This is a genomic window from Sphingomonas sp. GW821-FHT02B09, from assembly GCF_059421875.1.
In genome coordinates, this window is record NZ_JBWKVV010000002.1 from 1,049,831 (window position 1) to 1,071,270 (window position 21,440).

At 68.1% G+C, this 21,440-nt stretch carries 23 protein-coding genes; 10 read left to right on the forward strand and 13 right to left on the reverse strand.

Annotated elements, in window-relative coordinates:
• Positions 1 to 213: 213 nt before the first annotated feature.
• Genes AC07U4_RS12885 through AC07U4_RS12895 form a run of 3 tightly spaced genes read right to left on the reverse strand, consistent with a single transcriptional unit; the run spans position 214 to position 3,967 of the window.
• Positions 214 to 2,448 carry a xanthine dehydrogenase family protein molybdopterin-binding subunit gene (locus AC07U4_RS12885; protein WP_495195868.1) on the reverse strand — a complete coding sequence of 745 codons (2,235 nt, stop codon included), beginning with the start codon at positions 2,446 to 2,448 and terminating at the stop codon, positions 214 to 216.
• Positions 2,449 to 2,450: 2 nt separating this feature from the next.
• Positions 2,451 to 3,431: an FAD binding domain-containing protein gene (locus tag AC07U4_RS12890; RefSeq protein ID WP_495195639.1), complete on the reverse strand. Its 981-nt coding sequence runs from the start codon at positions 3,429 to 3,431 to the stop codon at positions 2,451 to 2,453.
• Entirely contained in the window at positions 3,428 to 3,967 is a 540-nt protein-coding gene (locus tag AC07U4_RS12895; RefSeq protein WP_495179204.1) for a 2Fe-2S iron-sulfur cluster-binding protein, read from the reverse strand. Before AC07U4_RS12895 ends, AC07U4_RS12890 begins: the two co-directional genes overlap by 4 nt.
• A 142-nt stretch (positions 3,968 to 4,109) precedes the next feature.
• On the opposite strand from AC07U4_RS12895, the gene AC07U4_RS12900 reads away from it, so the two are divergent.
• Positions 4,110 to 5,102, forward strand: a complete 993-nt coding sequence (locus AC07U4_RS12900; protein ID WP_495195640.1) for a glycerophosphodiester phosphodiesterase — start codon at positions 4,110 to 4,112, stop codon at positions 5,100 to 5,102.
• A gap of 1 nt (position 5,103) precedes the next feature.
• Positions 5,104 to 5,382 (forward strand): hypothetical protein, encoded by a 279-nt coding sequence (locus AC07U4_RS12905; RefSeq protein WP_495195641.1) that lies wholly within the window; start codon positions 5,104 to 5,106, stop codon positions 5,380 to 5,382.
• A 324-nt stretch (positions 5,383 to 5,706) separates the two neighbouring features.
• Here the strand turns inward: AC07U4_RS12905 and AC07U4_RS12910 are convergent, their stop codons facing one another.
• Entirely contained in the window at positions 5,707 to 6,495 is a 789-nt protein-coding gene (locus tag AC07U4_RS12910) for an alpha/beta hydrolase (RefSeq protein WP_495195642.1), read from the reverse strand.
• Positions 6,486 to 7,112 (reverse strand): TIGR02117 family protein, encoded by a 627-nt coding sequence (locus AC07U4_RS12915; protein ID WP_495195643.1) that lies wholly within the window; start codon positions 7,110 to 7,112, stop codon positions 6,486 to 6,488. Before AC07U4_RS12915 ends, AC07U4_RS12910 begins: the two co-directional genes overlap by 10 nt.
• Positions 7,113 to 7,186: 74 nt before the next feature.
• Here AC07U4_RS12915 and phhA point away from each other — a divergent pair, with 74 nt between their 5' ends.
• Entirely contained in the window at positions 7,187 to 8,059 is an 873-nt protein-coding gene (gene phhA, locus AC07U4_RS12920; protein WP_038663018.1) for a phenylalanine 4-monooxygenase, read from the forward strand.
• Positions 8,060 to 8,323: 264 nt separating this feature from the next.
• On the opposite strand, the gene AC07U4_RS12925 is transcribed toward phhA, so the two are convergent.
• The 4 genes from AC07U4_RS12925 to AC07U4_RS12940 form a co-directional block, all read right to left on the reverse strand.
• The gene (locus AC07U4_RS12925; protein ID WP_495195644.1) at positions 8,324 to 9,268 is read right to left on the reverse strand and encodes a 50S ribosomal protein L11 methyltransferase; all 945 of its coding nucleotides are present in this window, start codon (positions 9,266 to 9,268) and stop codon (positions 8,324 to 8,326) included.
• Entirely contained in the window at positions 9,258 to 9,953 is a 696-nt protein-coding gene (locus tag AC07U4_RS12930; protein WP_495195645.1) for an SDR family NAD(P)-dependent oxidoreductase, read from the reverse strand. Before AC07U4_RS12930 ends, AC07U4_RS12925 begins: the two co-directional genes overlap by 11 nt.
• 374 nt (positions 9,954 to 10,327) lie before the next feature.
• Positions 10,328 to 11,707, reverse strand: a complete 1,380-nt coding sequence (locus AC07U4_RS12935; RefSeq protein WP_052075628.1) for a methyl-accepting chemotaxis protein — start codon at positions 11,705 to 11,707, stop codon at positions 10,328 to 10,330.
• A gap of 1 nt (position 11,708) precedes the next feature.
• Complete coding sequence (locus AC07U4_RS12940; RefSeq protein ID WP_137899517.1) at positions 11,709 to 13,070, reverse strand: methyl-accepting chemotaxis protein; 1,362 nt, start codon at positions 13,068 to 13,070, stop codon at positions 11,709 to 11,711.
• Between the two features lie 206 nt (positions 13,071 to 13,276).
• Between AC07U4_RS12940 and sdhC the strand changes: the two genes are divergently transcribed.
• The 7 genes from sdhC to hslU all read left to right on the forward strand — a co-directional run bounded on the left by sdhC (position 13,277) and on the right by hslU (position 19,161).
• A complete protein-coding gene (sdhC, locus tag AC07U4_RS12945; RefSeq protein WP_137899516.1) occupies positions 13,277 to 13,705 on the forward strand; it encodes a succinate dehydrogenase, cytochrome b556 subunit in 429 nt (142 codons plus the stop codon).
• Positions 13,705 to 14,088: a succinate dehydrogenase, hydrophobic membrane anchor protein gene (gene sdhD, locus AC07U4_RS12950; protein ID WP_038663003.1), complete on the forward strand. Its 384-nt coding sequence runs from the start codon at positions 13,705 to 13,707 to the stop codon at positions 14,086 to 14,088. Before sdhC ends, sdhD begins: the two co-directional genes overlap by 1 nt.
• Positions 14,088 to 15,890, forward strand: coding sequence for a succinate dehydrogenase flavoprotein subunit (gene sdhA / locus AC07U4_RS12955; protein ID WP_038663000.1), 1,803 nt, complete (start codon positions 14,088 to 14,090; stop codon positions 15,888 to 15,890). Before sdhD ends, sdhA begins: the two co-directional genes overlap by 1 nt.
• A 206-nt stretch (positions 15,891 to 16,096) precedes the next feature.
• Entirely contained in the window at positions 16,097 to 16,636 is a 540-nt protein-coding gene (locus tag AC07U4_RS12960; RefSeq protein WP_495179198.1) for a glycoside hydrolase family 108 protein, read from the forward strand.
• Complete coding sequence (locus AC07U4_RS12965) at positions 16,633 to 16,893, forward strand: 3TM-type holin (RefSeq protein ID WP_495179197.1); 261 nt, start codon at positions 16,633 to 16,635, stop codon at positions 16,891 to 16,893. Before AC07U4_RS12960 ends, AC07U4_RS12965 begins: the two co-directional genes overlap by 4 nt.
• A gap of 345 nt (positions 16,894 to 17,238) precedes the next feature.
• A complete protein-coding gene (gene hslV / locus AC07U4_RS12970) occupies positions 17,239 to 17,784 on the forward strand; it encodes an ATP-dependent protease subunit HslV (protein WP_495195646.1) in 546 nt (181 codons plus the stop codon).
• An 84-nt stretch (positions 17,785 to 17,868) separates the two neighbouring features.
• Positions 17,869 to 19,161, forward strand: a complete 1,293-nt coding sequence (gene hslU, locus AC07U4_RS12975) for an ATP-dependent protease ATPase subunit HslU (protein WP_495195647.1) — start codon at positions 17,869 to 17,871, stop codon at positions 19,159 to 19,161.
• A 200-nt stretch (positions 19,162 to 19,361) separates the two neighbouring features.
• Here the strand turns inward: hslU and AC07U4_RS12980 are convergent, their stop codons facing one another.
• From AC07U4_RS12980 to AC07U4_RS12995, 4 genes are read right to left on the reverse strand one after another with little or no spacing between them, the layout of a single operon-like run.
• A complete protein-coding gene (locus tag AC07U4_RS12980; protein WP_245640709.1) occupies positions 19,362 to 19,718 on the reverse strand; it encodes a hypothetical protein in 357 nt (118 codons plus the stop codon).
• Positions 19,715 to 20,131: a hypothetical protein gene (locus AC07U4_RS12985; RefSeq protein ID WP_495195648.1), complete on the reverse strand. Its 417-nt coding sequence runs from the start codon at positions 20,129 to 20,131 to the stop codon at positions 19,715 to 19,717. Before AC07U4_RS12985 ends, AC07U4_RS12980 begins: the two co-directional genes overlap by 4 nt.
• A 35-nt stretch (positions 20,132 to 20,166) precedes the next feature.
• Entirely contained in the window at positions 20,167 to 20,895 is a 729-nt protein-coding gene (gloB, locus tag AC07U4_RS12990; RefSeq protein WP_495195649.1) for a hydroxyacylglutathione hydrolase, read from the reverse strand.
• Between the two features lies 1 nt (position 20,896).
• Positions 20,897 to 21,346 (reverse strand): VOC family protein, encoded by a 450-nt coding sequence (locus tag AC07U4_RS12995; RefSeq protein WP_495195650.1) that lies wholly within the window; start codon positions 21,344 to 21,346, stop codon positions 20,897 to 20,899.
• Positions 21,347 to 21,440 lie beyond the last annotated feature (94 nt).

A 21,440-nucleotide genomic window follows, 5' to 3' on the forward strand; every position in this document is an offset into this window, starting at 1 on the left:
GTGGGAAAGAGGGAGTGGCACCCCGGGACAGGTCGAAAACTCTGCGAAAGTCCGCATCACCGGTGGAGTAGCCCAGTGCTCCTGCGAAAGCAGGAGCCCAGAGCCCAAAAAAACAACGTCTTATGTCGCTCGGGACTCCTGGGCTCCTGCGTTCTCAGGAGCACTGGGCGACTTTCGAAAAGGTCTCGAACACGCCCGGGGTGACGGGATGCCTCACACCGCCGGCAGGCCCTCCAGCAGCTTGTCGAGCGTCAGCGGAAAGTCGCGGACGCGCACGCCGGTGGCGTTGTAGATCGCATTGCCGATCGCCCCCGCCGCGCCGCAGATGCCGACCTCGCCGAGGCCCTTGGCGTGCAGCGGATTGGCCTCGATGTCGCGTTCGTACAGGAACTCGACCTCGAGCTGCGGCACGTCGGCGTTCACCGGCAGGTGATATTCGCCGAGATCGCGGTTGACGATCTTGCCGTTGCGGGGATCGTGGACCAGCTCCTCGGTCAGCGCGCAGCCGATGCCGAAGGTCATGCCGCCAAGGCATTGCGAGCGCGCCGTCTTCTCATTGAGGATACGCCCCGCCGCGAACACGCCGAGCATGCGCTTCACCCGCACCTCGCCGGTGACGACGTTGACCGCGACCTCGGCGAAATGCGCGCCATAGCTCGCCTGGTTGAACGTCTTCTCCTGCTTGCCGGGCGAGATTTCGCCGGTCGCCTCCATGCCTTCGCCGACCAGTTCGGCGAGCGGCACGCTGCGGTTGTCGGCGATCACGCGGCCGTCCTTCAGAGTCATCGCGCCTTCGTCGACGCCCATCGCCTTGGCGATCTGGCCGCGCAGCGCCTCGCAGGCGAGATAGACCGACGAGCCCGACGAGCTCGCGCCCCACGACCCGCCAGAGCCGGCGCCCGGCGGCGCATCGGTGTCGCCGAGATGGACGATGACGTCCTCGAGCGGCAGGCCGAGGATCTCGGCGGCGATCTGGCCGAGGATCGTATAGGTGCCGGTGCCGATATCGGTCATGTCGGTTTCGACATGCGCCTTGCCCTGGCCATCGATCGAGACCTTGGCCGCCGACTTGAGCAACTGGTTCGAGCGCGCCGCCGAGGCGACGCCGATGCCGTACAGCCAGTCGCCGCGCCGGTCGGTGCCGGCGGGCTTGCGTCGCGACCAACCGAACGATTCGGCGCCGCGCTCGAGACAGGGGATCAACGCGCGCGACGAATAGGGGATCTTCTTTTCCGGATCCTGCTCGGGCTCGTTGCGGCGGCGCAGTTCGATCGGATCGATCCCCATCTTCTCCGCCAGTTCGTCCATTGCGCCTTCCAGCGCGATCAGCCCGACCGCCTCGCCGGGCGCGCGCATCGATCCCGCCAGCATCCAGTCGAGCCGGACGATGTCGTGCGTGATCAGCCGGTTCTCGCCGTCGTAGAGGAAGTGCGTCGAGACGCCGGCGGGCTCGAAATAATCCTCACCGGGCAGGTTCGACACGAGCGTCTCGTGGCCGATCGCGGTCAGCTTGCCCTCGGCGGTCGCGCCGAGGCGCATCCGCTGTTCGGTGTTCGAGCGGCGCACGGTCGCGTCGAACACCTGCTGGCGCGCCATCACCGCCTTGACCGGCCGGTTGAGGCGCTTGGCGGCGATCGCCGCGGCGACGCTCTCGGGCGCGATGCCGAGCTTCGAGCCGAAGCCGCCGCCGACATAGGCGGCGACGATCCGCACCTTGTCCGCCGAGACGCCGAGCGCCTTGGCGAGCTGCTGCTTGTCCGACGAGGGCATCTGGTACGAGCCGTACAGCGTCAGCGCGCCGTCTTCCCACACCGCGAGGCTGGCGTGGGGCTCCATCGCAGCCGAATTCTGGCTCGGCGTCGTATAGGTGACGTCGACCGCGAACGCGGCCTCGCCCATCGCCTTGTCGACGTTGCCCTGTTTGTGGTGGGGCGGGATCTGCTGCGCGCTCGGCTTTTCCGCTTCCTCGCGATGCGCGAGGAAGCTGTAGCGGCCCTCGGCGGGGGCATAGTCGACCGTGATGCGGAGCGCCGCGTCGCGCGCGATCTCGTAGCCTTCGGCGACGACGATCGCGATGATCTCGCCGTGATAGGCGACGTCCTCGACGCCCTGCGTCGGTGCGCTCGTCTCGCCGCCCTGCTGCGGGTTGCGGATGAAGCTCGCATAGTCGGTGATGACGTCGATCACGCCGGGCATCGCCTTGGCGGCTTCCGCGTCGAGGTGCCTGATCTTGCCCGCGCCGACCGTGGCGCGCACGAGATAACCGGAGGCGACGTTGTCGAGCGCATATTCCGCCGCATAGGTCGCCTTGCCCGACACCTTCTTCGGGCCGTCGACGCGGTCGAGCGGCTTGCCGATCACGTCCTGCACGCCGCGGTCGAGCAGGCTGTCCGGATGCGCCTTGTTCATCGTGAGCGAATTGGTGTCGCCCTTGCCGAAACCGAACATACTCATTCTCCCGTCAGGTCGCGCAGCGTGGCGATCAGAACCCGGCGCGTCAGCGGGATCTTGAAGTCGTTCGAGCCATAGCCCTTGGCATCGGCGAGCAGGATATCGGCGGCTTCGCTGAACAGCGCGTCGGACGGTGCCTTGCCGACCAGTGCGGCCTCCACCGCCGGGTTGCGCCACGGCATCGGGCCGAGGCCGCCGAAGGCTAGCGCCGCCGAAGCGATCTTGCCGTCCTCGACGCTGACCACGCCGGCGACCGAGACGAGTGCGAAGGCGTAGGACGCGCGGTCGCGCACCTTGCGATAGGTCTGTTTGCCCTTCGGCGGGGCGGGCAGCTCGACATGGGTGATGAGTTCGCCGGGCTCCAGCACCGTCTCGATATTCGGCGTATCGCCGGGCAGGCGGTAGAAATCGTGGATCGAGATCCGCCGCTTGTCGCCGTCCGCCTTGAGCGTGATGATCGTCGCGTCGAGCGCGCGCATGGCCACCGGCATGTCGCCGGGATGCGTCGCGATACAATGGTCCGACGTGCCGAGCACCGCCAGCACGCGGTTGAACCCGCCGACCGCGGAACAGCCGGTGCCGGGCTCGCGCTTGTTGCACGCGGTCGCGGTGTCGTAGAAATAATAGCAGCGCGTCCGCTGGAGCAAATTGCCGCCGGTCGTCGCCTTGTTGCGCAACTGCCCCGAAGCACCGGCCAGCAAAGCGCGGCTAAGCACCTCATACTTTTCGATGACGCGCGGATCGGCGGCGAGGTCGGCGTTCGGCACCAGCGCGCCGATCGTCAGCCCGCCATCCTCGCGCTCCTCGATCTCGCCGAGCGGCAGCCGGCTGATATCGACGAGCTTCTCGGGCGTCTCGACCTGCAGCTTCATCAGGTCGAGCAGATTGGTGCCGCCGGCGATGAACTTGGCGCCGGAGACGTGTGCGTCGCGCACCGCGGTCTCGGCGTCGTCGGCCTTGGCGTAGGTGAAGGTCTTCATGCGCCTGCCTCCACTTTCTGGCGAAGGGCGATATCGACCGTGCCGTCGGCTTCGGCGACCTCGCGGATCGCATCGACGATATTGGGATAGGCGGCGCAGCGGCAGATGTTGCCGCTCATCCGCTCCGAAATCTCGTCGTCGTTGAAGCGCGGCGCGTCGAGATCGCCGGTGACGTGGCTCGGCCAGCCCTTGCGGACCTCGTCGAGCATGCCGACCGCCGAGCAGATCTGCCCCGGCGTGCAATAGCCGCACTGATAGCCGTCGTGGCGGACGAACGCCGATTGCAGCGGATGCAGGTCCTCGGGCGTGCCGAGCCCCTCGATCGTGGTGATCTCGTCGTCCTGATGCATCACCGCGAGGCTGAGGCAGGAATTGATGCGGCGGCCGTTGACCAGCATCGTGCAGGCGCCGCACTGGCCGTGGTCGCAGCCCTTCTTGCTACCGGTCAGGCCGAGATGTTCGCGGCACAGATCGAGCAGCGAGGTGCGGATATCCGGTTCGGCCTCGAACGACTGGCCGTTGATGGTGAAATGCATGCGCTGCCTCGCGGTGGTCGGAGAGTCATATCCGTGAAGGATTGAGGCCCTAACGCGCTTACCCATGATGGTTTCCGGTTTGCGAATCGCTCTCACTGCCGTGCTGCTGGCGTCGGCTCCCGCGAACGGGCAGGATCGGCCGATGCCCAAGCCCTTCCCGACTCCGATCGTCATCGCGCATCGCGGTGCGAGCGGATCGCGTCCCGAACATACGCTCGCCGCCTATGAGCTGGCGATCGATCAGGGCGCCGATTTCATCGAGCCCGATCTGGTGCCGACGAAGGACGACGTGCTCGTCGCGCGCCACGAGAATGCGATCGCCGAGACGACCGACGTCGCGTCGCATCCCGAATTCGTCGATCGCCGTACGACCAAGACGATCGACGGCCAGACGATCACCGGCTGGTTCGTCGAGGATTTCACGCTCGCCGAACTCAAGACGCTGCGCGCGCGCGAACGGCTGCCCAAATTGCGCGCCGGCAATGCCGCCTATGACGGCCGGTTCGAGATTCCGACGCTCGCCGAGATCATCGCGCTCGCCAAGCGGCGGACGCAGGAGACGGGGCGGACGATCGGCATCTATCCCGAGACCAAGCATCCGACCTATTTCGCGCGCATCGGCCATCCGACCGACGCGTCGCTGGTGGCGGAACTGCGCAAGGCGGGGTGGGACCGCGCGGACGCGCCGGTGTTCATCCAGTCGTTCGAGGTGAAGAACCTCCAGCATCTCCACGGCATCACCAAGGTGCGGCTGATCCAGCTCATGGCGGGCGAGGGCGGCCCGGCGGATGGCGCGGTGCCGAGCTATGCGGCGATGCTGACCCCGGCGGGGCTCAAGCAGGTCGCGACCTATGCTTATGGTCTGGGGCCGGACAAGGGGCAATTGTGGCAGGGCGACGCGCCGACGACGCTGGTGGCCGACGCGCATGCCGCGGGGCTCAGGGTGCATCCCTGGACCTATCGGGCGGAGAACGTCTTCCTGCCGGCTCGCTTCCGCCACGGCGACGATCCCGCGACGCACGGCGATGTCGCGGGGGAGATCCGCCGCGCGCTCGGCCTTGGTATCGACGGATTCTTCACGGATTATCCGCTAATCGGCGTCGAAACCCGCCGTGCGGCCAAGGATCATCCGTAACATGCGTATCGCGTTCGTCGTTCTTCTTCCCCTGACGCTGGCGACCGGGGGCTGCGTCAGCACCGCGGCGTCGATCGTCAAGGCGCCGTTCCAGGTCGCCGGCAAGGCGGTCGACTGGACCACCACCAGCCACGACGAGGCCGACCGCAACTATGGCCGCAAGATGCGCAAGCAGGAGGCCAAGGAGGGCCGCGAGCGCAAGAAGGCCGCCGAGCAATGCCGCAAGCATCCCGACGATCAGGATGCCTGCCGCTATTCGGGGTATCGCGCGGGTTATTGAGCGGGGGCGGCGTCGTCCCCTTACTTTGTCATCCCCGCGGAGGCGGGAATCCATAAACGCTGGCGCCGGTGAGTCTCACGAAGGTCCGCGCGTCTGGATCCCCGCCTGCGCGGGGATGACAGTAGGGGGTGTGTCCGTCCCGCCATCGCGGACGGATTAGAAGCGTAGTCCTGCCCCATTCCGTCATCCCGGCGAACGCCGGGACCCATGGTCGCGGACCGTCAGCGTCGGCGCGCCGCCATCCGCCGCCCGCATCCATGGGTCCCGACTTTCGTCGGGATGACGAAGGGGGGCTGCTCCCGCGCGCTCGCGACGGCGGCCCCGTTACCGGTCCTGCACCACCGCGTCCTTCGCCAGCGCGCCGGCGATCGCGAGCAGCACCTCGGGGTGGATGTGCACCCCCAGATGGCCGCTGCTCACCTCGACCGCCTCGGCGCTGGGGTCGTGGCAGATGAAGCCGTTGACGAAGCCGTCGCTACGGCTCCAGATCGCGGTGCAGGGAACGGGCAGCGGCGCGGCGATCGCCTGGCTGCGCGCGATCACCGCGGGATCGTCGACGCGCTCGCCGGTCGCCCATTCGAACGCGCGCCAGACGTTGGTCGCGCGGCCGCCGCCGGCATAAGGCGAACTCACCGTGATGACCTTGGCGACCAGATCGGGCCGGCGATGCGCGACCAGCCGCGCCATGATCCCGCCGAGGCTGACCCCGACCAAGGTCACCGGCCCCGCCTCCGCGCACAACGCCTCGACCCGCGCGATCAGCCGTTCCGCCTCGATCCCGACGCTCTTGACGCCGAGGTTGCGGCCGAGGCCCCAGCCTTCGGCGCGATAGCCGAGCCCGGTCAGGAAGTCGCGCAGCACGATGCTCGATCCGTCGGCGTCGAACAGGCCGGGCAGTACCATCACCGCGCCGCCGCGCCCCGCCGGCACCGCCGCCAGCGCCGCGCTATGGCGCCAGCGCGTCGCCAGCATCCATGCGACGCGCGGCACCTCGCTCGCCGCCAGCGCCTTGGGCGGCGGCGGCGGCGCGAGGAAATCGGTGCCGAAACGCGCATGCGCCGGCGGCTCGGCGCGCCAGCGCGCGAACCCTGCCTGCAACCGGTCTAGAACCATGCCATCACCGTTACCGGAAACGGCGTCCACCGCCCGATCCGTACTCCCGCCTGCCGCAAGGCGTCGCCCGTCCAGGCGTTGCACGTCTGCACCGCGCTGTAATGGCCGCGGGCGGCGTAGAAGACGTCGTTGGCGTCATAACCGCGATAGCGCGTCCGTTCGGGCGCGAGGCTGGCGCGGATATAAGCGGCGAGTCGCCGGTATTCCGCCGGGCGCAGCAACACGCTGCGCACCGGGCCGCCGACGCGCGGCGCCGGGACGTGCTCGACGTGCATCAACGTCGCGTCGCTGCCGCGCGCCGCGGCGAGCACGGTGCCGAGCCGGACGTCCGCCCAGGTTGCCGTTTCGAGGAAGAAAGTGCGTTCGCCCCAGCCGATTGCAAGATGATCATAGCCTCCATAACGCGGATCGCGCAGGTCCGCTCCGGGCGCGATCCCGCGCCAATCCACCCCCGCCGCCACCTTCGGGACCACCAGCCCGACATGCACGCCGTTCGATTCGACATAGATGCGCACGCCATCCGCCGGCGGCCGCCACCCGGCATTGGCGGGCAAGGCCCCGCCGATCAGCCCCGCGACGCCATAGCCGAACACGGGCCCGAACAACAGCAAGGCCACCCGTCCCGGCCAGCGCAACATTCTTGCCGAGACACGATGTCGTATCATCCGAAACCTTATGCTAGTCTGACCATATGGCAGATGAATCACACGTGACCGAAACGCCCCCGGCCGAGGCCGCCGCCGACTGGACGATCGCCCAGAACTGGCAGCATTACACCGCCGAGGAGCATGCGACCTGGGACACCTTGTTCGCGCGCCAGTCGCAATTGCTCCCCGGGCGCGCGTCCGACGCCTATCTGCGCGGGCTCGACGTGCTGAAACTGTCGAAGCCGGGCATACCCGATTTCGCCGAATTGTCCGAACGGCTGATGAAGCTGACCGGCTGGCAGGTCGTCGCGGTGCCGGGGCTGGTCCCCGACGACGTCTTCTTCGACCATATGGCCAACCGCCGCTTCGTCGCGGGCAATTTCATCCGTCGCCCCGACCAGCTCGACTATCTGCAGGAGCCCGACGTCTTTCACGACGTCTTCGGCCACGTGCCGATGCTCGCCGATCCGGTATTCGCCGATTATCTCGAAGCCTATGGCCGCGGCGGGCAGCGCGCGCTGGGGCTCGATGCGCTGAAATATCTCGGGCGGCTCTATTGGTACACGGTCGAGTTCGGCTTGATCCAGGAGGGCGACGATCTGCGCATCTACGGCTCGGGCATCGTGTCGAGCTTCGCCGAAAGCCGCTTCGCGCTCGACGATCCGAGCCCCAACCGTATCGCCTTCGACATCGCGCGGGTGATGCGCACCGAATATCGGATCGACGATTTCCAGCAGAATTATTTCGTCATCCCGAGCTTCGAGGAATTGCTGCGCGTCACGGTCGAGACCGATTTCGCGCCCTTGTACGAGGAGCTGAAAGCGCAGGAGGATATCCCGGTCGCGGCGATCGTCGCCGGCGACCGCGTGCTGACGCAAGGCACGCAGCATTATGCGCGGAGCAAGGCGCGGGGGTAATCACGCCGTTGCTTCGAAGGGGGCGCGCGACGTCCGCCAAATTCACCGTCATGCCGGACTTGATCCGGCATCCCGCTTGCCTCGCCGTCCGAAGAAGCGGGACCCCGGCGCAAGGCCGGGGTGACGGGGTGGGGCGTGCATTGCGATCCGCAACGCCTGGCAATCGACCCACACTCCCCCCGTTCGCACTGAGCCTGTCGAAGTGCCTTCGGGCCACCCGGGTGCCATGAAGGTGCTTCGACAGGCTCAGCACGAACGGAGGGGCTACAGGTCCAGCGCCCAGCCGTCGCGGCCGTTGGGATCGAACGGCGCGGTCGGGACGTAGCGGTCGGCGCCGGCGCGCAGACGCAGCACCGTCCAGTCGCCGCGCCGGTCGATCGCCTCCAGCGTACAGCCGCATGCCGCATAGGCCGCGACCACGGTCTCGCGCTGCGTCTCGAGCAACCCGGCGAGCACGATGACCGCATCGGGCGCGGCGATCGCCGCCAGTTCGGGCGCCATCGACACCAGGGGGCCGGCGAGGATGTTGGCGATCACCAGATCATAAGGCGCGACCGCGTCGATATCCGGGTGCCGCGCGCCGTCGGCGACGAACAAGGCGACACCCTCGACATCGTTCCGCTCGGCATTCTCGCGCGTCACGTCGATCGCCACCGGATCGATATCGGTCGCCACCACCGTCGCCCTAGGCCACAGATCGACCGCCGCGAAGGCGAGCAGCCCGGTCCCGGTCCCGACGTCGATCACCTTGGCGAAGTCGCGCCTCCCGCTCGCCAGCGCGTCGAGCATCGCGAGGCAACCGCTGGTCGTGCCGTGATGGCCGGTCCCGAATGCCTGTCCCGCCTCGATCAGAAAGGCGCGGCCGCCGGCGGGCGGCGTCACCGGATGCGCGCTGGTGTGGACGACGAACCGCCCCTCGCGGATCGGCTTCAGCCCGGCCTGGCTCATCGCCACCCAATCCTGATCGGACAGTCGCTCGACCACCGGGTCATGCCCGCTCGCGCTCGGCACCAACGCGTGCAGCGTCGCGAGCATCGCCGCATCGGGTTCGTGCTCGAGATAGGCGTCGAGCCGCCAGCGCTCGACATCGTCCTCGACCTCCTCGGTGGTCATCAGCACCGCGTCGATCGCCAGATCGGAGGCGCTGTCGATCGCCTCCGCCTCGGCGCGGGTGCAGGGCAGGCTGACCTTCCACGATTCAGCGGACATAGCTCGCCCCGTTCACGTCGAGCACCGCGCCGGTCATCGACGCGGGCGCATCCAGCGCGCAGAAGCGCGCCACCGCCGCGACCTCCTGCGGATCGGCGACCCTGCCGAGCGGAATGTCGGCGAGCAATTTGTCGCCGCCGCGGCTGGCGAGATAGTCGTCCGCCATCCCGGTCATCGTGAAGCCGGGGCAGATCGCGAAGGCGAGGATGCCCTCCTTCGCATAGCCGCGCGCGATCGTCTTGGTCATCGCGACCATGCCGGCCTTGGCGGCGGCATAATGCCAGTGCGCCGGGCTGTCGCCGCGATAGGCGGCGCGGCTGGCGATGTTGACGATCCGGCCGCCGGTGCCGGCCTGCTGCCAGTGGCGCACCGCGAGCCGGCACAATTCGGCGGCGGCGGTGAGGTTGATGCGCAGCGTCCGCTCCCAGTCGGCGACCCATGCGTCATCGTCGCGATCGAGCGGGTTCGCCTCGAATACGCCGGCGTTGTTGACCAGCACGTCGATCGTCCCGCCGCCTTGCGCCAGCGCCGCGTCCCACAGCGCGCGCGGCGCGGCGGGATCGGCGAAGTCGGCGGCGATGCCGCTGCGCGTGCCGTGTCCGATCACCTGCGCGCCGGTCGCGGTGAGGGTGTCGAGGATCGCCGCGCCGATGCCGCGGCTCGATCCGGTCAGAAGAATAGCCATGCCGCGGCTTTAGGCGGCGGGGCAGGGGGCGGCAACCGGGGGGTGTGCTGCCATGGGACTGCCACCCTGTCCTCCCCTTCCGTCATGTCTCCCGCGCCCCTTGGCGGGCAGGGCTATCGCACATGAAGATGTGTGTGGGGCCGCCGTTTTCCAAACCCACCCCGTCACCCCGGACTTGTTCCGGGGCCCACCCCGCGGCGAGGAGAGAGGCTTGATCCGACACCGTTCTCCTGCGGCCCGGTGGACCCCGGAACGAGTCCGGGGTGACGAATTTGATGAGGAAGCCGATCGAACCTCATCGCCGTAGCCATATGCGATCCCCCGCCCTGGCGGGGGAGGACAGGGCGGGAGCGGCGTTACGCCCCAACCCGCCGTCACCCCACGCTGGCCGAGAAGCTGTCCGCCGATTGCTGCAATTGCCCGAGCCGGTCGCCGACTTCGCCGAAGCCTTCGCCGAGCGAGTCGATCTCGCCGGCGACGGATTGCGTGTCGGTGCGGATCGCGGCGATCGTGCTCGACATCGAATCGGCGGCGAGTGCGGTCTCGTCGACCGCGGCGGTGATCGCGGTGACGGTGTGCGCCTGTGCCGCCATCGCGTCGCGGATGCGGTCGGCGGATTCCTGCACCTCGGAGACGGTCGCCTTGATCGAGGCGTTGGTCGCCACCGTCGTGCGCGTCGCATGCTGGATCGCGGCGATCTTGGCGGCGATATCGTCGGTGGCACGCGCGGTCTGGTTGGCGAGGCTCTTCACCTCCTGCGCCACCACCGCGAAGCCGCGGCCGGCGTCGCCGGCGCGCGCCGCCTCGATCGTCGCGTTGAGCGCGAGCAGATTGGTCTGCCCGGCGATCGCGCGGATCAGGCCGAGGATCGACTCGATCGATTGCGCATGGTCGCTGAGCAGGCCGCTCGCCCGCACCGCCTCGCCGGCATGTTCGCTGGCGCGCAGCGCGATGCCGGCGGCCGAATCGACCTCGATGCGGGCGTCCTCGATCGCGCGGATCAGCCCGGCGGCGGTCTGTGCCGCCTCGCGCATCGCCACCGCCGATTCCTCGGCGGCGGCGGCGACCTCGCTCGCCTTGCCGAGCACCTCGCGCGTCGAGGCGGAGGCGGCGCTGGCCTGCACGCGGATGCGTGCGCCCAGCGTCGCCGCGCCCTCGATCGAGGTGGCGATGCTCTCGCGGAACGCGGCCGAGCGCGTCTGGCGCTCCTGCCGCGCCGCCTCGGCGCGCAACGTCGCGAGCCGGCCGGTCATCAGATCCGATTCGACCAGCGCGATGCGCTGCACCGCGTCGCACAGGCGCAGCAGCCGCTTGGTGTCGCCCTCGCAATGCCGCTCGATCGTCTGCACGGTGAAACTGTGCGACTGGGCCAGCGCCGCCTGCAGGCTGGGGAGCGGGATGCCCGATTGTTCCGACCGTTCGGCATGGGTGATGGCGATCTCGCCCCATGTCTCGTCGAACGGCGCATTGTATTTGAGGAAGGCATAATGCGCGCTTTCGCGCACCCGCCGGTCGAGCCGTTCGGGGGTGAACAGCGGCCGCAATGGCTGCGCGGCGGGCAGCGACAGATAATGGTCCCAGAAGCGGCTGGAAATCTCGCGATAATCCTCGGGCCGCAGCAGCGCCGAGATTTGGCGGCAGGATGCGGCGAGCGTCCCGTCCCAGTCATATTCGCCGAGATGCTCGACGATGCTGCGCCGCGCCTGCAGCGTCTCGCCCGTGATCTGATGCCGGCGGATCGGAGCGGAGACCATCTCAGGCGGCGACCTTGGCGACGAACTCGCCGGCGCTGGTCTTGAGCGAATTGAGCTGGCCGTCGAGTCGGTCGAAGCCGCGGCCGACGTCGTCGATCTCCGCCGCCACCGTCTCGGTATCGGTACGGATCGCGGCGATCGTGCTCGACATCGAATCGGCGGCGAGCGCGGTCTCGTCGACCGCGGCGGTGATCGCGGTGACGGTCTGCGCCTGCGCCTCCATCGCATAGCGGATGCGGTCGGCACTCTCCTGCACCTCGGCGACGGTCGTCTTGATGCTGGCGTTGGTGTCGACCGTCGAGCGCGTCGCCGACTGGATCGAGGCGATCTTGGCGGCGATATCGTCGGTGGCGCGCGCGGTCTGGTTGGCGAGGCTCTTCACCTCCTGCGCCACCACCGCGAAGCCGCGGCCGGCGTCGCCGGCGCGCGCCGCCTCGATCGTCGCATTGAGCGCGAGCAGATTGGTCTGGCCGGCGATGTCGCGGATCAGGCTGAGGATCGATTCGATCGACTTGGCGTGATCGCTCAGCGTCTCCGACATGCCGACCGCATTGGTCGCCTGTACGCTGGCGCGGCTGGCGATCTCGGCGGCGGCCTCGACCTCGGTCCGGGCGTCCTCGATCGCGCGGATCAGGCCGGCGGCGGTCTGCGCCGCCTCGCGCATCGCGACCGCGGATTGTTCGGCGGCGGCGGCGACCTCGCTCGTCTTGCCGAGCATGCCGCGCGCCGAGCCCGAGCTGCGCTGCGCCTGGTCGCGCAGCGCGCGGCCCTCGTCGGTCGCGGTCTCGACCGCGGAAGCGATGCCTTCGCGGAATTCGGAGGCCAGCCCCTCGCGGGCGAGGCGGGCGCCATGTTCGGCATAGCCGGCGAACAGTTCGACGGTCAGTTCGGTCTCCATGCCGAACAGGCGCATCAGCGCATCGACCAGCGCGCCCTGGCGCGAATCGTCGGCGGGGACTCGCGCCATCAGCGCCTGGAGCGCGGCGCGGTCGCTGGCGCAGGACATCGCCAGCACCTCCATCGTCGAGACGCCGGCGGCATAAGCCGCGGCGACCGACCGCTCGAGCGATTCGACCCAGGCGAGCCCGTCGAGGTGGCAGCAGCGGTTGCGCAGATAGGTGATGCCGGCGACGATGCGGCGTTCGGTTTCCAGCGGCGTCCATTCGGCGGCACCGGGGTGGGCACGGCGCCAATGCGACCAATAGGCCTCGACGATCGTCGGCGCATCGGGCTCGATGACCGTCCACAATTCCGCCGCGCGCGCCATCAGCGTATTCTCGCCGCCGTCGAAGGCGACGATGCGGCTGCGCAGGTCGATCGCGGCGGCGATGCTGGCCGGCTTGGGAAGGGCAATGTCGGGCAAGAGCGTCTCCGGCGATCAGCGGGGCGTGAACGATATTGTCCGAATTAGACATCACTGGTTAATGTGCGGTTAGAGGCGCGCATGCGCGGTCGCCGGGAAAGCAGGCCGCGGCGGCGTCGGCGAGGCGAGCGAAGCGGCCGCTATGGGTTGCATCGCGGCATGGCGGGCCTAATAGGCACAGCATTGATCTTGCCCGAGGACCGTTCATGGCATCCCGCACTCCGGCGCGTCCGCGCAGCCCGCATCTCTTTTCGGGCTTTCTGAAGCTCCACTATAGCTGGGGGCCGCACATGCTGGTCTCCATCCTGCACCGCGCGACCGGCTCGGGCATGGCGACGGTCGGCACCGTGCTGCTGGTCTGGTGGCTCGCCGCGATCGCGAGCGGGGCGGAGGCCTATGCGAGCTTCCGCAACGTGTTCACCACCGATGCCGGCAATCTCAACATCGTCGGCTGGGTGGTCTTCGTCGGCATCACTTACGCCTTCTTCACGCACATGCTGAACGGCGTCCGCCACCTCGTCATGGACGCGGGCGCGGCGTTCGAACTGAAGCGCAACAAGATGTTCAGCCTGATCGTGATCGCCGGCGGCTTCGTGCTGACCGCGGCCTTCTGGCTCTACCTGGGGGTCAAGTAATGGGTTCGGGTACGCATATCGGCCGCGTTCGCGGTCTCGGCAGCGCCAAGGAAGGCGCGCACCATTGGTGGCGCCAGCGCGTCACCGCCGGCTCGAACCTGTTCCTGACGCTCTGGTTCGTCTTCGCGATCCTGCGCATGCCGGGCTACGACTATGCCAGCGTGCACAGCTGGTTGCAGAACAGCTGGGCGGCGGTGCCGATGCTGCTGCTGATCGTCTCGGTCTTCTATCACTTCCGCCTGGGCCTCCAGGTCGTGATCGAGGATTACCAGCACGAGCAGAAGCGCGTCGCCGCGATCCTCGCGCTCAACTTCTTCACGGTCGCCACCGCCGCGATCGCCATCTTCGCGATCCTCAAGGTCGCCTTCGGAGCCGCCGCATAATGTCGGACGCGTACAAGATCATCGATCACACCTATGACGCGGTCGTCGTCGGCGCCGGCGGTTCGGGCCTGCGCGCCGTGATGGAATGCGCGCAGAACGGCCTCAAGACTGCCTGCATCACCAAGGTGTTCCCGACCCGCAGCCACACCGTCGCGGCGCAGGGCGGCATCGCCGCCAGCCTCGGCAACATGGGTCCGGATCACTGGACCTGGCATATGTTCGACACCGTCAAGGGCTCCGACTGGCTCGGCGACCAGGACGCGATTGAATATATGGTCCGCGAGGCGCCCGCCGCGGTCTACGAGCTGGAACATGCCGGCATGCCGTTCAGCCGCACCGACGAGGGCCGCATCTATCAGCGCCCGTTCGGCGGCATGATGCAGAACATGGGCGAAGGCCCGCCCGCGCAGCGCACCTGCGCCGCCGCGGACCGGACCGGCCATGCGATGCTGCACACGCTCTATCAGCAGAGCCTGCGCTACGACGCGGATTTCTACGTCGAATATTTCGCGCTCGATCTCATCATGGAGAACGGCCAGTGCCGCGGCGTCGTCGCGCTGTGCATGGAAGACGGCAGCATCCACCGCTTCCGCGCGCACAACACCGTGCTCGCGACGGGAGGCTACGGCCGCTGCTATTTCTCGGCGACCTCGGCGCACACCTGCACGGGTGACGGCGGCGGCATGGTGCTGCGCGCCGGCCTGCCGTTGCAGGACATGGAGTTCGTCCAGTTCCACCCGACCGGCATCTACGGCGCGGGCGTGCTCATCACCGAGGGTGCACGCGGCGAGGGCGGCTATCTCACCAATTCCGAGGGCGAGCGCTTCATGGAGCGCTACGCGCCGTCGGCGAAGGACCTCGCCAGCCGCGACGTCGTGTCGCGGTCGATGGCGATGGAGATGCGGGAAGGCCGCGGCGTCGGCAAGAACGGCGACCATATCTTCCTGCACCTCGACCACATCGATCCCGCGGTGCTGCACGAGCGGCTGCCCGGCATCACCGAGACCGGCAAGATCTTCGCCGGCGTCGACCTGACCCGCCAGCCTTTGCCCGTCACGCCGACGGTTCATTACAACATGGGCGGCATCCCGACCAACTTCCACGGTGAGGTCGTCCACCTCAAGGACGGCAATCCCGATACCGTCGTCCCCGGCCTGTTCGCGGTCGGCGAGGCGGCGTGCGTCTCGGTCCATGGCGCCAACCGGCTCGGTTCCAACTCGCTGATCGATCTCGTCGTGTTCGGCCGCGCCACCGGCAAGCGGATCGCCGACATCTGCAAGCCCAACGGCACGCACAATCCGCTGCCCAAGGGCTCGGAGGAGCTGTCGCTGACCCGCCTCGACAAGTTCCGCAACGCCACCGGCAGCATCCCGACCGCGGAGATCCGCGGCCAGATGCAGCGGACGATGCAGAAGCATTGCGCGGTGTTCCGTGACAATGCCCTGCTTACCGAGGGCCAGGCGCTGATGAAGGACATCTACGGCCAGATCGCCGACGTCTCGGTCAACGACCGCAGCCTGATCTGGAACACCGACCTCATCGAGACGCTCGAACTCGACAATCTCGCCGCGCAGGCGGTGGTGACGATCGATTCGGCGGCGAACCGCAAGGAATCGCGCGGCGCCCACGTCAACGAGGATTATCCGGATCGCGACGACGGCGAGTGGATGAAGCACACGATCACCAGCTTCACCGGCTGGGGCGGCGTCGGCGGCGCCACCGCGATCGATTACCGTCCGGTGCACGATTACACGCTCACCGACGACGTCGATTACATCAAGCCGAAGAAGCGGGTGTATTGAGGCACCCGGCCCGATCTGGCGGCCCCTTGGCCCCGGTGGTCCCGTTGGCGGGGCTGCCGGGGGCGAATCGGGTGTTGGATGGGCCGTCGCGGCGTGACCGGCCAAGTTTCTGATCGGCCTCGCCTTCCGGCCACCGTCAAAGATCCGCTGTCCTATTTGGAAAAGCCATGGTCCCCGTTTGCCCCGCAACGGCAAGGGAGCGCGCCATGACGATCCGGACCCTCATCGACCAGCTGATCGACCGCGAAGGCGGCTATGTCGATCATCCCGCCGACCGCGGCGGCCCGACGCGCTGGGGGATCACCGCCGCGGTCGCCCGCGCCAACGGCTATCACGGCGCGATCCGCGATCTGCCGCAGGCGGTGGCGGCGGACATCTACGAGCGCGTCTACTGGCAGGCGCCCGGCTTCGATCAGGTCGCGACGCGCGCGCCGGCGCTGGCGGCGGAATTGTTCGACACCGGCGTCAACATGGGGACGGCGACCGCGATCGGCTTCCTCCAGCGCGCGCTCAACGCGCTCAACCGCGATGCGCGCGACTATCCCGATCTCGCGCTCGACCGGACGATCGGCGCGCGGACGCTCGCCGCGCTTGATGCTTTTCTCGCGCATCGCGGCCGGGCCGGTGAGGCGGTGCTGATCAAGGCGGTCGACGCCTTGCAGGGCGAACGCTACCTCTCGCTTGCCGAGCGCCGGCCCGCCGACGAGGCGTTCCTGTACGGCTGGCTGGCGGGACGCGTCGCATGACCGCCGCTCCGCCGCCCGATCGCTGGGTGACGCGGGCGCGGCCGGCGTTCCTGTACGTGATGTATGCGCTGCTGCTGTGGTCGATCCCGATGGGGATCGTCGCGGCGGTCCGTCCCGATGTCGCGGCGGCGATGGCGCGGGCGATGGGCGCCTATCTGTCGGCGATCCCCGAACCGCTCTACGCGCTCTTCGGGACGGGCTATCTCGGCTATACCGCCGCGCGGACGTGGGGGAAGGTGAGAGGGGTGGACCGATAGGCGCCCGGAGGCGCGGAGGCGCGGAGAGGTTGCATGGGTGGCGAGAGCAGCACGCCCCCTCATCGTCGCTCGCTCGCTCCCGCCGTTATCCCGACGAACGTCGGGACCCATGGACGCGCTCCCGGTGATGGTACGCGCAACATCGGCCTCACCGCAACCATGGGTCCCGGCGTTCGCCGGGATGACGATGGGGGGCGGGGGCGCTGTGTCGGTACGAGCACCGCCTCTGCGTCTCCGCGTCTCTGCGCGAGCCATCTTCGCAATCTCCACCCGACGCCGTTCGACCGTGTGGTTGCCCCGCCGCAACTTCATCCTACATCGCCAACCATGAGCGATTCCCATTCCATGCCCGTCTGGCATGGCACCACCATCCTGTCGGTCCGGCGCAACGGCAAGGTCGTCGTCATCGGCGACGGCCAGGTCTCGATGGGCCAGACCGTGATGAAGCCCAATGCCAAGAAGGTCCGCCGTCTCGGCGCCGACGGACAGGTGATCGGCGGTTTCGCCGGCGCCACCGCCGACGCCTTCACGCTGTTCGAGCGGCTGGAGGCGAAGCTGGAACGCCATCAGGGCAAGCTGATGCGCGCCGCGGTCGAGCTGGCCAAGGATTGGCGCACCGACAAATATCTGCGCAACCTCGAGGCGATGATGATCGTCGCCGACACGGACGTGACGCTGATCCTCACCGGCAACGGCGACGTGCTCGAACCCGAAAACGGCGTCGCCGCGATCGGCTCGGGCGGCAATTACGCGCTCGCCGCGGCGCGCGCGCTGGTCGATTATGAGGCCGATGCCGAGACCGTCTGCCGCAAGGCGATGGCGATCGCCGCCGAGGTCTGCGTCTACACCAACGATCGCACGACGATCGAGGTGATGGACAGCACGAGCTGATCCGTCGCCGTTTGGACCCCTGACTTTCCGTGACCTTTCCTTGATCCCAGGCCGTTATCTTGGCCTCGGGCAACCCGGCAGACCATGAACCAGAACCTCACCCCCAAGGCGATCGTCGCCGCTCTCGACGCCCATATCATCGGGCAAGCCGACGCCAAGCGTGCGGTCGCGGTGGCGATGCGCAACCGCTGGCGCCGCCAGCAGCTCTCCGCCGACCTGCGCGACGAGGTGACGCCCAAGAACATCCTGATGATCGGGCCGACCGGCTGCGGCAAGACCGAGATCAGCCGCCGGCTGGCGAAGCTCGCCGACGCGCCCTTCGTCAAGGTCGAGGCGACCAAGTTCACCGAGGTCGGCTATGTCGGCCGCGACGTCGAACAGATCGCCCGCGACCTCGTCGAGGAGGCGATCCGGCTGGAGAAGGAGCGCCGCCGCGTCGCGGTGAAGGACAAGGCCGAGGAGGCGGCGATGAAGCGCCTGCTCGATGCGCTGGTCGGCAAGGATTCGAGCGCGGCGACGCGCGAGAGCTTCAAGCAGCGCTTCGCCGACGGCCATCTCGACGCGACCGAGATCGAGATCGAGCTGGAACAGGCTGCGGCGACGCCGTTCGAGGTGCCGGGCGCGGGACCGCAGATGATCAACCTGTCGGAGATGATGAAGTCGTTCGGCGGCGGCCAGCCGCTCAAGCGCCGCAAGCTGTCGGTCCGCGCGGCATGGGACAAGCTCGTCGAGGAAGAGGCGGACAAGCGCCTCGACCAGGACGAGGTCAGCCGCACCGCGCTCGCCGACGCGGAGGCGAACGGCATCGTCTTCCTCGACGAGATCGACAAGATCGCGGTCAGCGACGTGCGCGGCGGTTCGGTCAGCCGCGAGGGCGTGCAGCGCGACCTGCTGCCGCTGATCGAGGGTACGACGGTGGCGACCAAATACGGGCCGATGAAGACCGACCATATCCTGTTCATCGCCAGCGGCGCGTTCCACGTCGCCAAGCCGAGCGACCTACTGCCGGAATTGCAGGGCCGCCTGCCGATCCGCGTCGAGCTGAAGGGGCTGACCGAGGAGGATTTCATCGCGATCCTGTCGGACACAAAGGCGTCGCTGCCCGCGCAATACAAGGCGCTGCTGGCGACCGAGGGCGCCGAGGTGAGCTTCACCGACGACGGCATCGCCGCGATCGCGCGCATCGCCGCCGAGGTGAACGGGCAGGTCGAGAATATCGGCGCGCGGCGGTTGCAGACGGTGATGGAGAAGCTGCTGGAGGAGGTGAGCTTCGACGCCGAGGATCGCAGCGAGCCGGTGACGGTCGATGCGGCCTATGTCGACAAGCAGCTCGCCGGGATTGCGCGCAATACCGACCTCAGCCGGTTCGTGCTGTAATCGGCGCGGTCGCGGACCCGATCACCGAGCCTGTCGAAGCATCCGTCACGCAGCGGCGGTCCCGTGTGCGGGATCGCCCTTCGACAGGCTCAGGGCAAACGGTGGGATGAAAGACCAGCCTCATCCCGTTCGTGCTGAGCCTGTCGAAACACAGAAAGCCGCGAGGCCCTTCACCAAGCTCGGGGCGAACGGTTCGAACGCTATTTTTTCACCCGCACATACGGGGTGAATTCGGTGAAGCGGCAATAGCCCGACGGGATCGTCATTCCCGGCGTAATCACGCGGAAGCGGTCGTTCTTGCACAATTGTCCGCCATAGACGTCGATCACCAGGGTGGTGAACGGTGCCAGCGACGGACAGGCGCCGACCGGGCCGGTCTTCCACACGCGCGCGCCCTGCGTGTAGAGGATCGTGTGCGCGTCGACGATCGACGGCCCCTGCATCGACGTCAGGCTGATGCAATTGGCGGGGGCTTCCGCCACCCGCCCGGCGAGGGGATCGGACTTGGCGGCGAGCAGCGGCAGCGCCAGCGCGGCGATCAGCAGCGGGCGGATCATTTCCCGTCCCGGCTGTAGCGGACGAACGGCCCGAACGAGCAACTGCCGCTGAACGTGCGCGACGCCGAATCGACCGTCGTGGCGATGTCGCCCTGGCACAATTGGCCGGTGGGCGTGCGCGTAATGAGAATATCGCCGCGCGCGATCCGCTCGCAACCGCCGGCGGTATCGCTGCGGTATTTGACGCCGTTGCTGACGACATAGACGATCGTCGGCCCATAGGCCTTGACCTGCGTGCTCGGAAACTGCGGCATGCAGGTCCCGGACCTGCCCGGCGTCAGCCCGGCCAGTTCCTTGGCCAGATCGGTGGCGGCGACGGCGCTCGCCTGCTCTGCCGCGGCGACCTGCTTCGGGGTCTGGGTGCAGCCCGCCGCACAGACGGCGAGCAACGCGACGAAAGGTCTCACGGTCATCATCAGCACGTCTCCTGCACCGCGACCGGAACGTTTCAGCCGCGGAAGTTATCCTTTGATTCGCGTTGCTTGGCGAACTCTCCGACGTCGGTGGCACGCAGGAAGGGGTTGGTCGCCCGCTCCAGCGCGATCGTCGTCGGCACCGTCGCCTCGCCCGCCGCCCGCGCTGCATCGACCGTGGTCATCCGCGTCGCCAGCGCCGCATTGTCCGGCTCGACGGTCAGTGCGAAGCGACCGTTCGACTGGGTATATTCGTGGCCACAATAGACCTGGGTCGTGTCGGGCAGCGTCGCATAGCGCTGCATGTTGGCGAACATCTCCGCCGGCGTGCCTTCGAACAATCGCCCGCAGCCGAGCGCGAACAGCGTATCGCCGGTGAAGATTGCCTCCGCCCCGGCGAGGTGGAAGGCGATATGGCCGGCGGTATGGCCCGGCACGTGCCACACGTGCGCGACCTCGGTGCCGATCCGCACCGTGTCGCCCTCGCCGACGGTCGAATCGAGCGTCGGGATCTTGGCGGCCTCGGCGGCCGGACCGGTGATCCGCGCGCCCGCCGCCTGCAAAGCGGCGTTGCCGCCAATATGGTCGGGGTGCCAGTGCGTCGTCCACACCTGGTCGATCGTCCAGCCCCGCTCGGCGGCGGCGGCCTGTACCGGTGCCGCCTCGCCGGGATCGACCGCCACCGTCTCGCCGCTGACGGGATCGTGGATCAGCCAGGCATAATTGTCGGTCAGCACGGGGACGCGGACGATCGCCAGCGTCATGTCACCAGCTCCCGGTGTTCGGCATCGACGCCCAGGGCTCGGCGGGGGCGAGCGCGTCGCCCGCCTGCAACAGCTCGATCGAGATGCCGTCGGGGGTCTTCACGAACGCCATATTGCCGTCGCGCGGCGGCCGGTTGATCGTCACGCCGGAGTCCATCAGCCGCTGACAGCTGTCGTAGATATTGTCGACGCGATAGGCGAGATGGCCGAAATTGCGGCCGCCGCTATAGGTTTCCGGCGGCGTACCGTCCTCGGCGGGCCAATTGTAGGTCAGCTCGACCTCGGCGCGGCGATCGCCGATCTTGCGGTCGTCGGCGGTGGCGAGGAAGATCAGCGTGAACCGCCCCGCCTCATTCTCGATCCGCCGCACTTCCTCGAGTCCGAGCACGCGGAAGAAGGCGATCGTCGCGTCGGGATCGCTGACGCGGATCATCGTGTGGAGATAGTGCATGCGTGAGTCCTGCGGTTGATGGTCCGGATTTAAGGCGCCAACGCACGGGGCACCAGAGGGTGTCCGGGTGAAGCCTCCGAACCCGGCGCCATCA

Bases quoted from the DNA above. Each gene is read 5' to 3' on its own strand.
- AC07U4_RS12885 (WP_495195868.1), bottom strand. From the start codon at position 2,448: ATGTTCGGTTTCGGCAAGGGCGACACCAATTCGCTCACGATGAACAAG.
- AC07U4_RS12890 (WP_495195639.1), bottom strand. From the start codon at position 3,431: ATGAAGACCTTCACCTACGCCAAGGCCGACGACGCCGAGACCGCGGTG.
- AC07U4_RS12895 (WP_495179204.1), bottom strand. From the start codon at position 3,967: ATGCATTTCACCATCAACGGCCAGTCGTTCGAGGCCGAACCGGATATC.
- AC07U4_RS12900 (WP_495195640.1), top strand. From the start codon at position 4,110: ATGCCCAAGCCCTTCCCGACTCCGATCGTCATCGCGCATCGCGGTGCG.
- AC07U4_RS12905 (WP_495195641.1), top strand. From the start codon at position 5,104: ATGCGTATCGCGTTCGTCGTTCTTCTTCCCCTGACGCTGGCGACCGGG.
- AC07U4_RS12910 (WP_495195642.1), bottom strand. From the start codon at position 6,495: ATGGTTCTAGACCGGTTGCAGGCAGGGTTCGCGCGCTGGCGCGCCGAG.
- phhA (WP_038663018.1), top strand. From the start codon at position 7,187: ATGGCAGATGAATCACACGTGACCGAAACGCCCCCGGCCGAGGCCGCC.
- AC07U4_RS12925 (WP_495195644.1), bottom strand. From the start codon at position 9,268: ATGTCCGCTGAATCGTGGAAGGTCAGCCTGCCCTGCACCCGCGCCGAG.
- AC07U4_RS12930 (WP_495195645.1), bottom strand. From the start codon at position 9,953: ATGGCTATTCTTCTGACCGGATCGAGCCGCGGCATCGGCGCGGCGATC.
- AC07U4_RS12935 (WP_052075628.1), bottom strand. From the start codon at position 11,707: ATGGTCTCCGCTCCGATCCGCCGGCATCAGATCACGGGCGAGACGCTG.
- sdhC (WP_137899516.1), top strand. From the start codon at position 13,277: ATGGCATCCCGCACTCCGGCGCGTCCGCGCAGCCCGCATCTCTTTTCG.
- sdhD (WP_038663003.1), top strand. From the start codon at position 13,705: ATGGGTTCGGGTACGCATATCGGCCGCGTTCGCGGTCTCGGCAGCGCC.
- sdhA (WP_038663000.1), top strand. From the start codon at position 14,088: ATGTCGGACGCGTACAAGATCATCGATCACACCTATGACGCGGTCGTC.
- AC07U4_RS12960 (WP_495179198.1), top strand. From the start codon at position 16,097: ATGACGATCCGGACCCTCATCGACCAGCTGATCGACCGCGAAGGCGGC.
- AC07U4_RS12965 (WP_495179197.1), top strand. From the start codon at position 16,633: ATGACCGCCGCTCCGCCGCCCGATCGCTGGGTGACGCGGGCGCGGCCG.
- hslV (WP_495195646.1), top strand. From the start codon at position 17,239: ATGCCCGTCTGGCATGGCACCACCATCCTGTCGGTCCGGCGCAACGGC.
- hslU (WP_495195647.1), top strand. From the start codon at position 17,869: ATGAACCAGAACCTCACCCCCAAGGCGATCGTCGCCGCTCTCGACGCC.
- AC07U4_RS12980 (WP_245640709.1), bottom strand. From the start codon at position 19,718: ATGATCCGCCCGCTGCTGATCGCCGCGCTGGCGCTGCCGCTGCTCGCC.
- AC07U4_RS12985 (WP_495195648.1), bottom strand. From the start codon at position 20,131: ATGACCGTGAGACCTTTCGTCGCGTTGCTCGCCGTCTGTGCGGCGGGC.
- gloB (WP_495195649.1), bottom strand. From the start codon at position 20,895: ATGACGCTGGCGATCGTCCGCGTCCCCGTGCTGACCGACAATTATGCC.
- AC07U4_RS12995 (WP_495195650.1), bottom strand. From the start codon at position 21,346: ATGCACTATCTCCACACGATGATCCGCGTCAGCGATCCCGACGCGACG.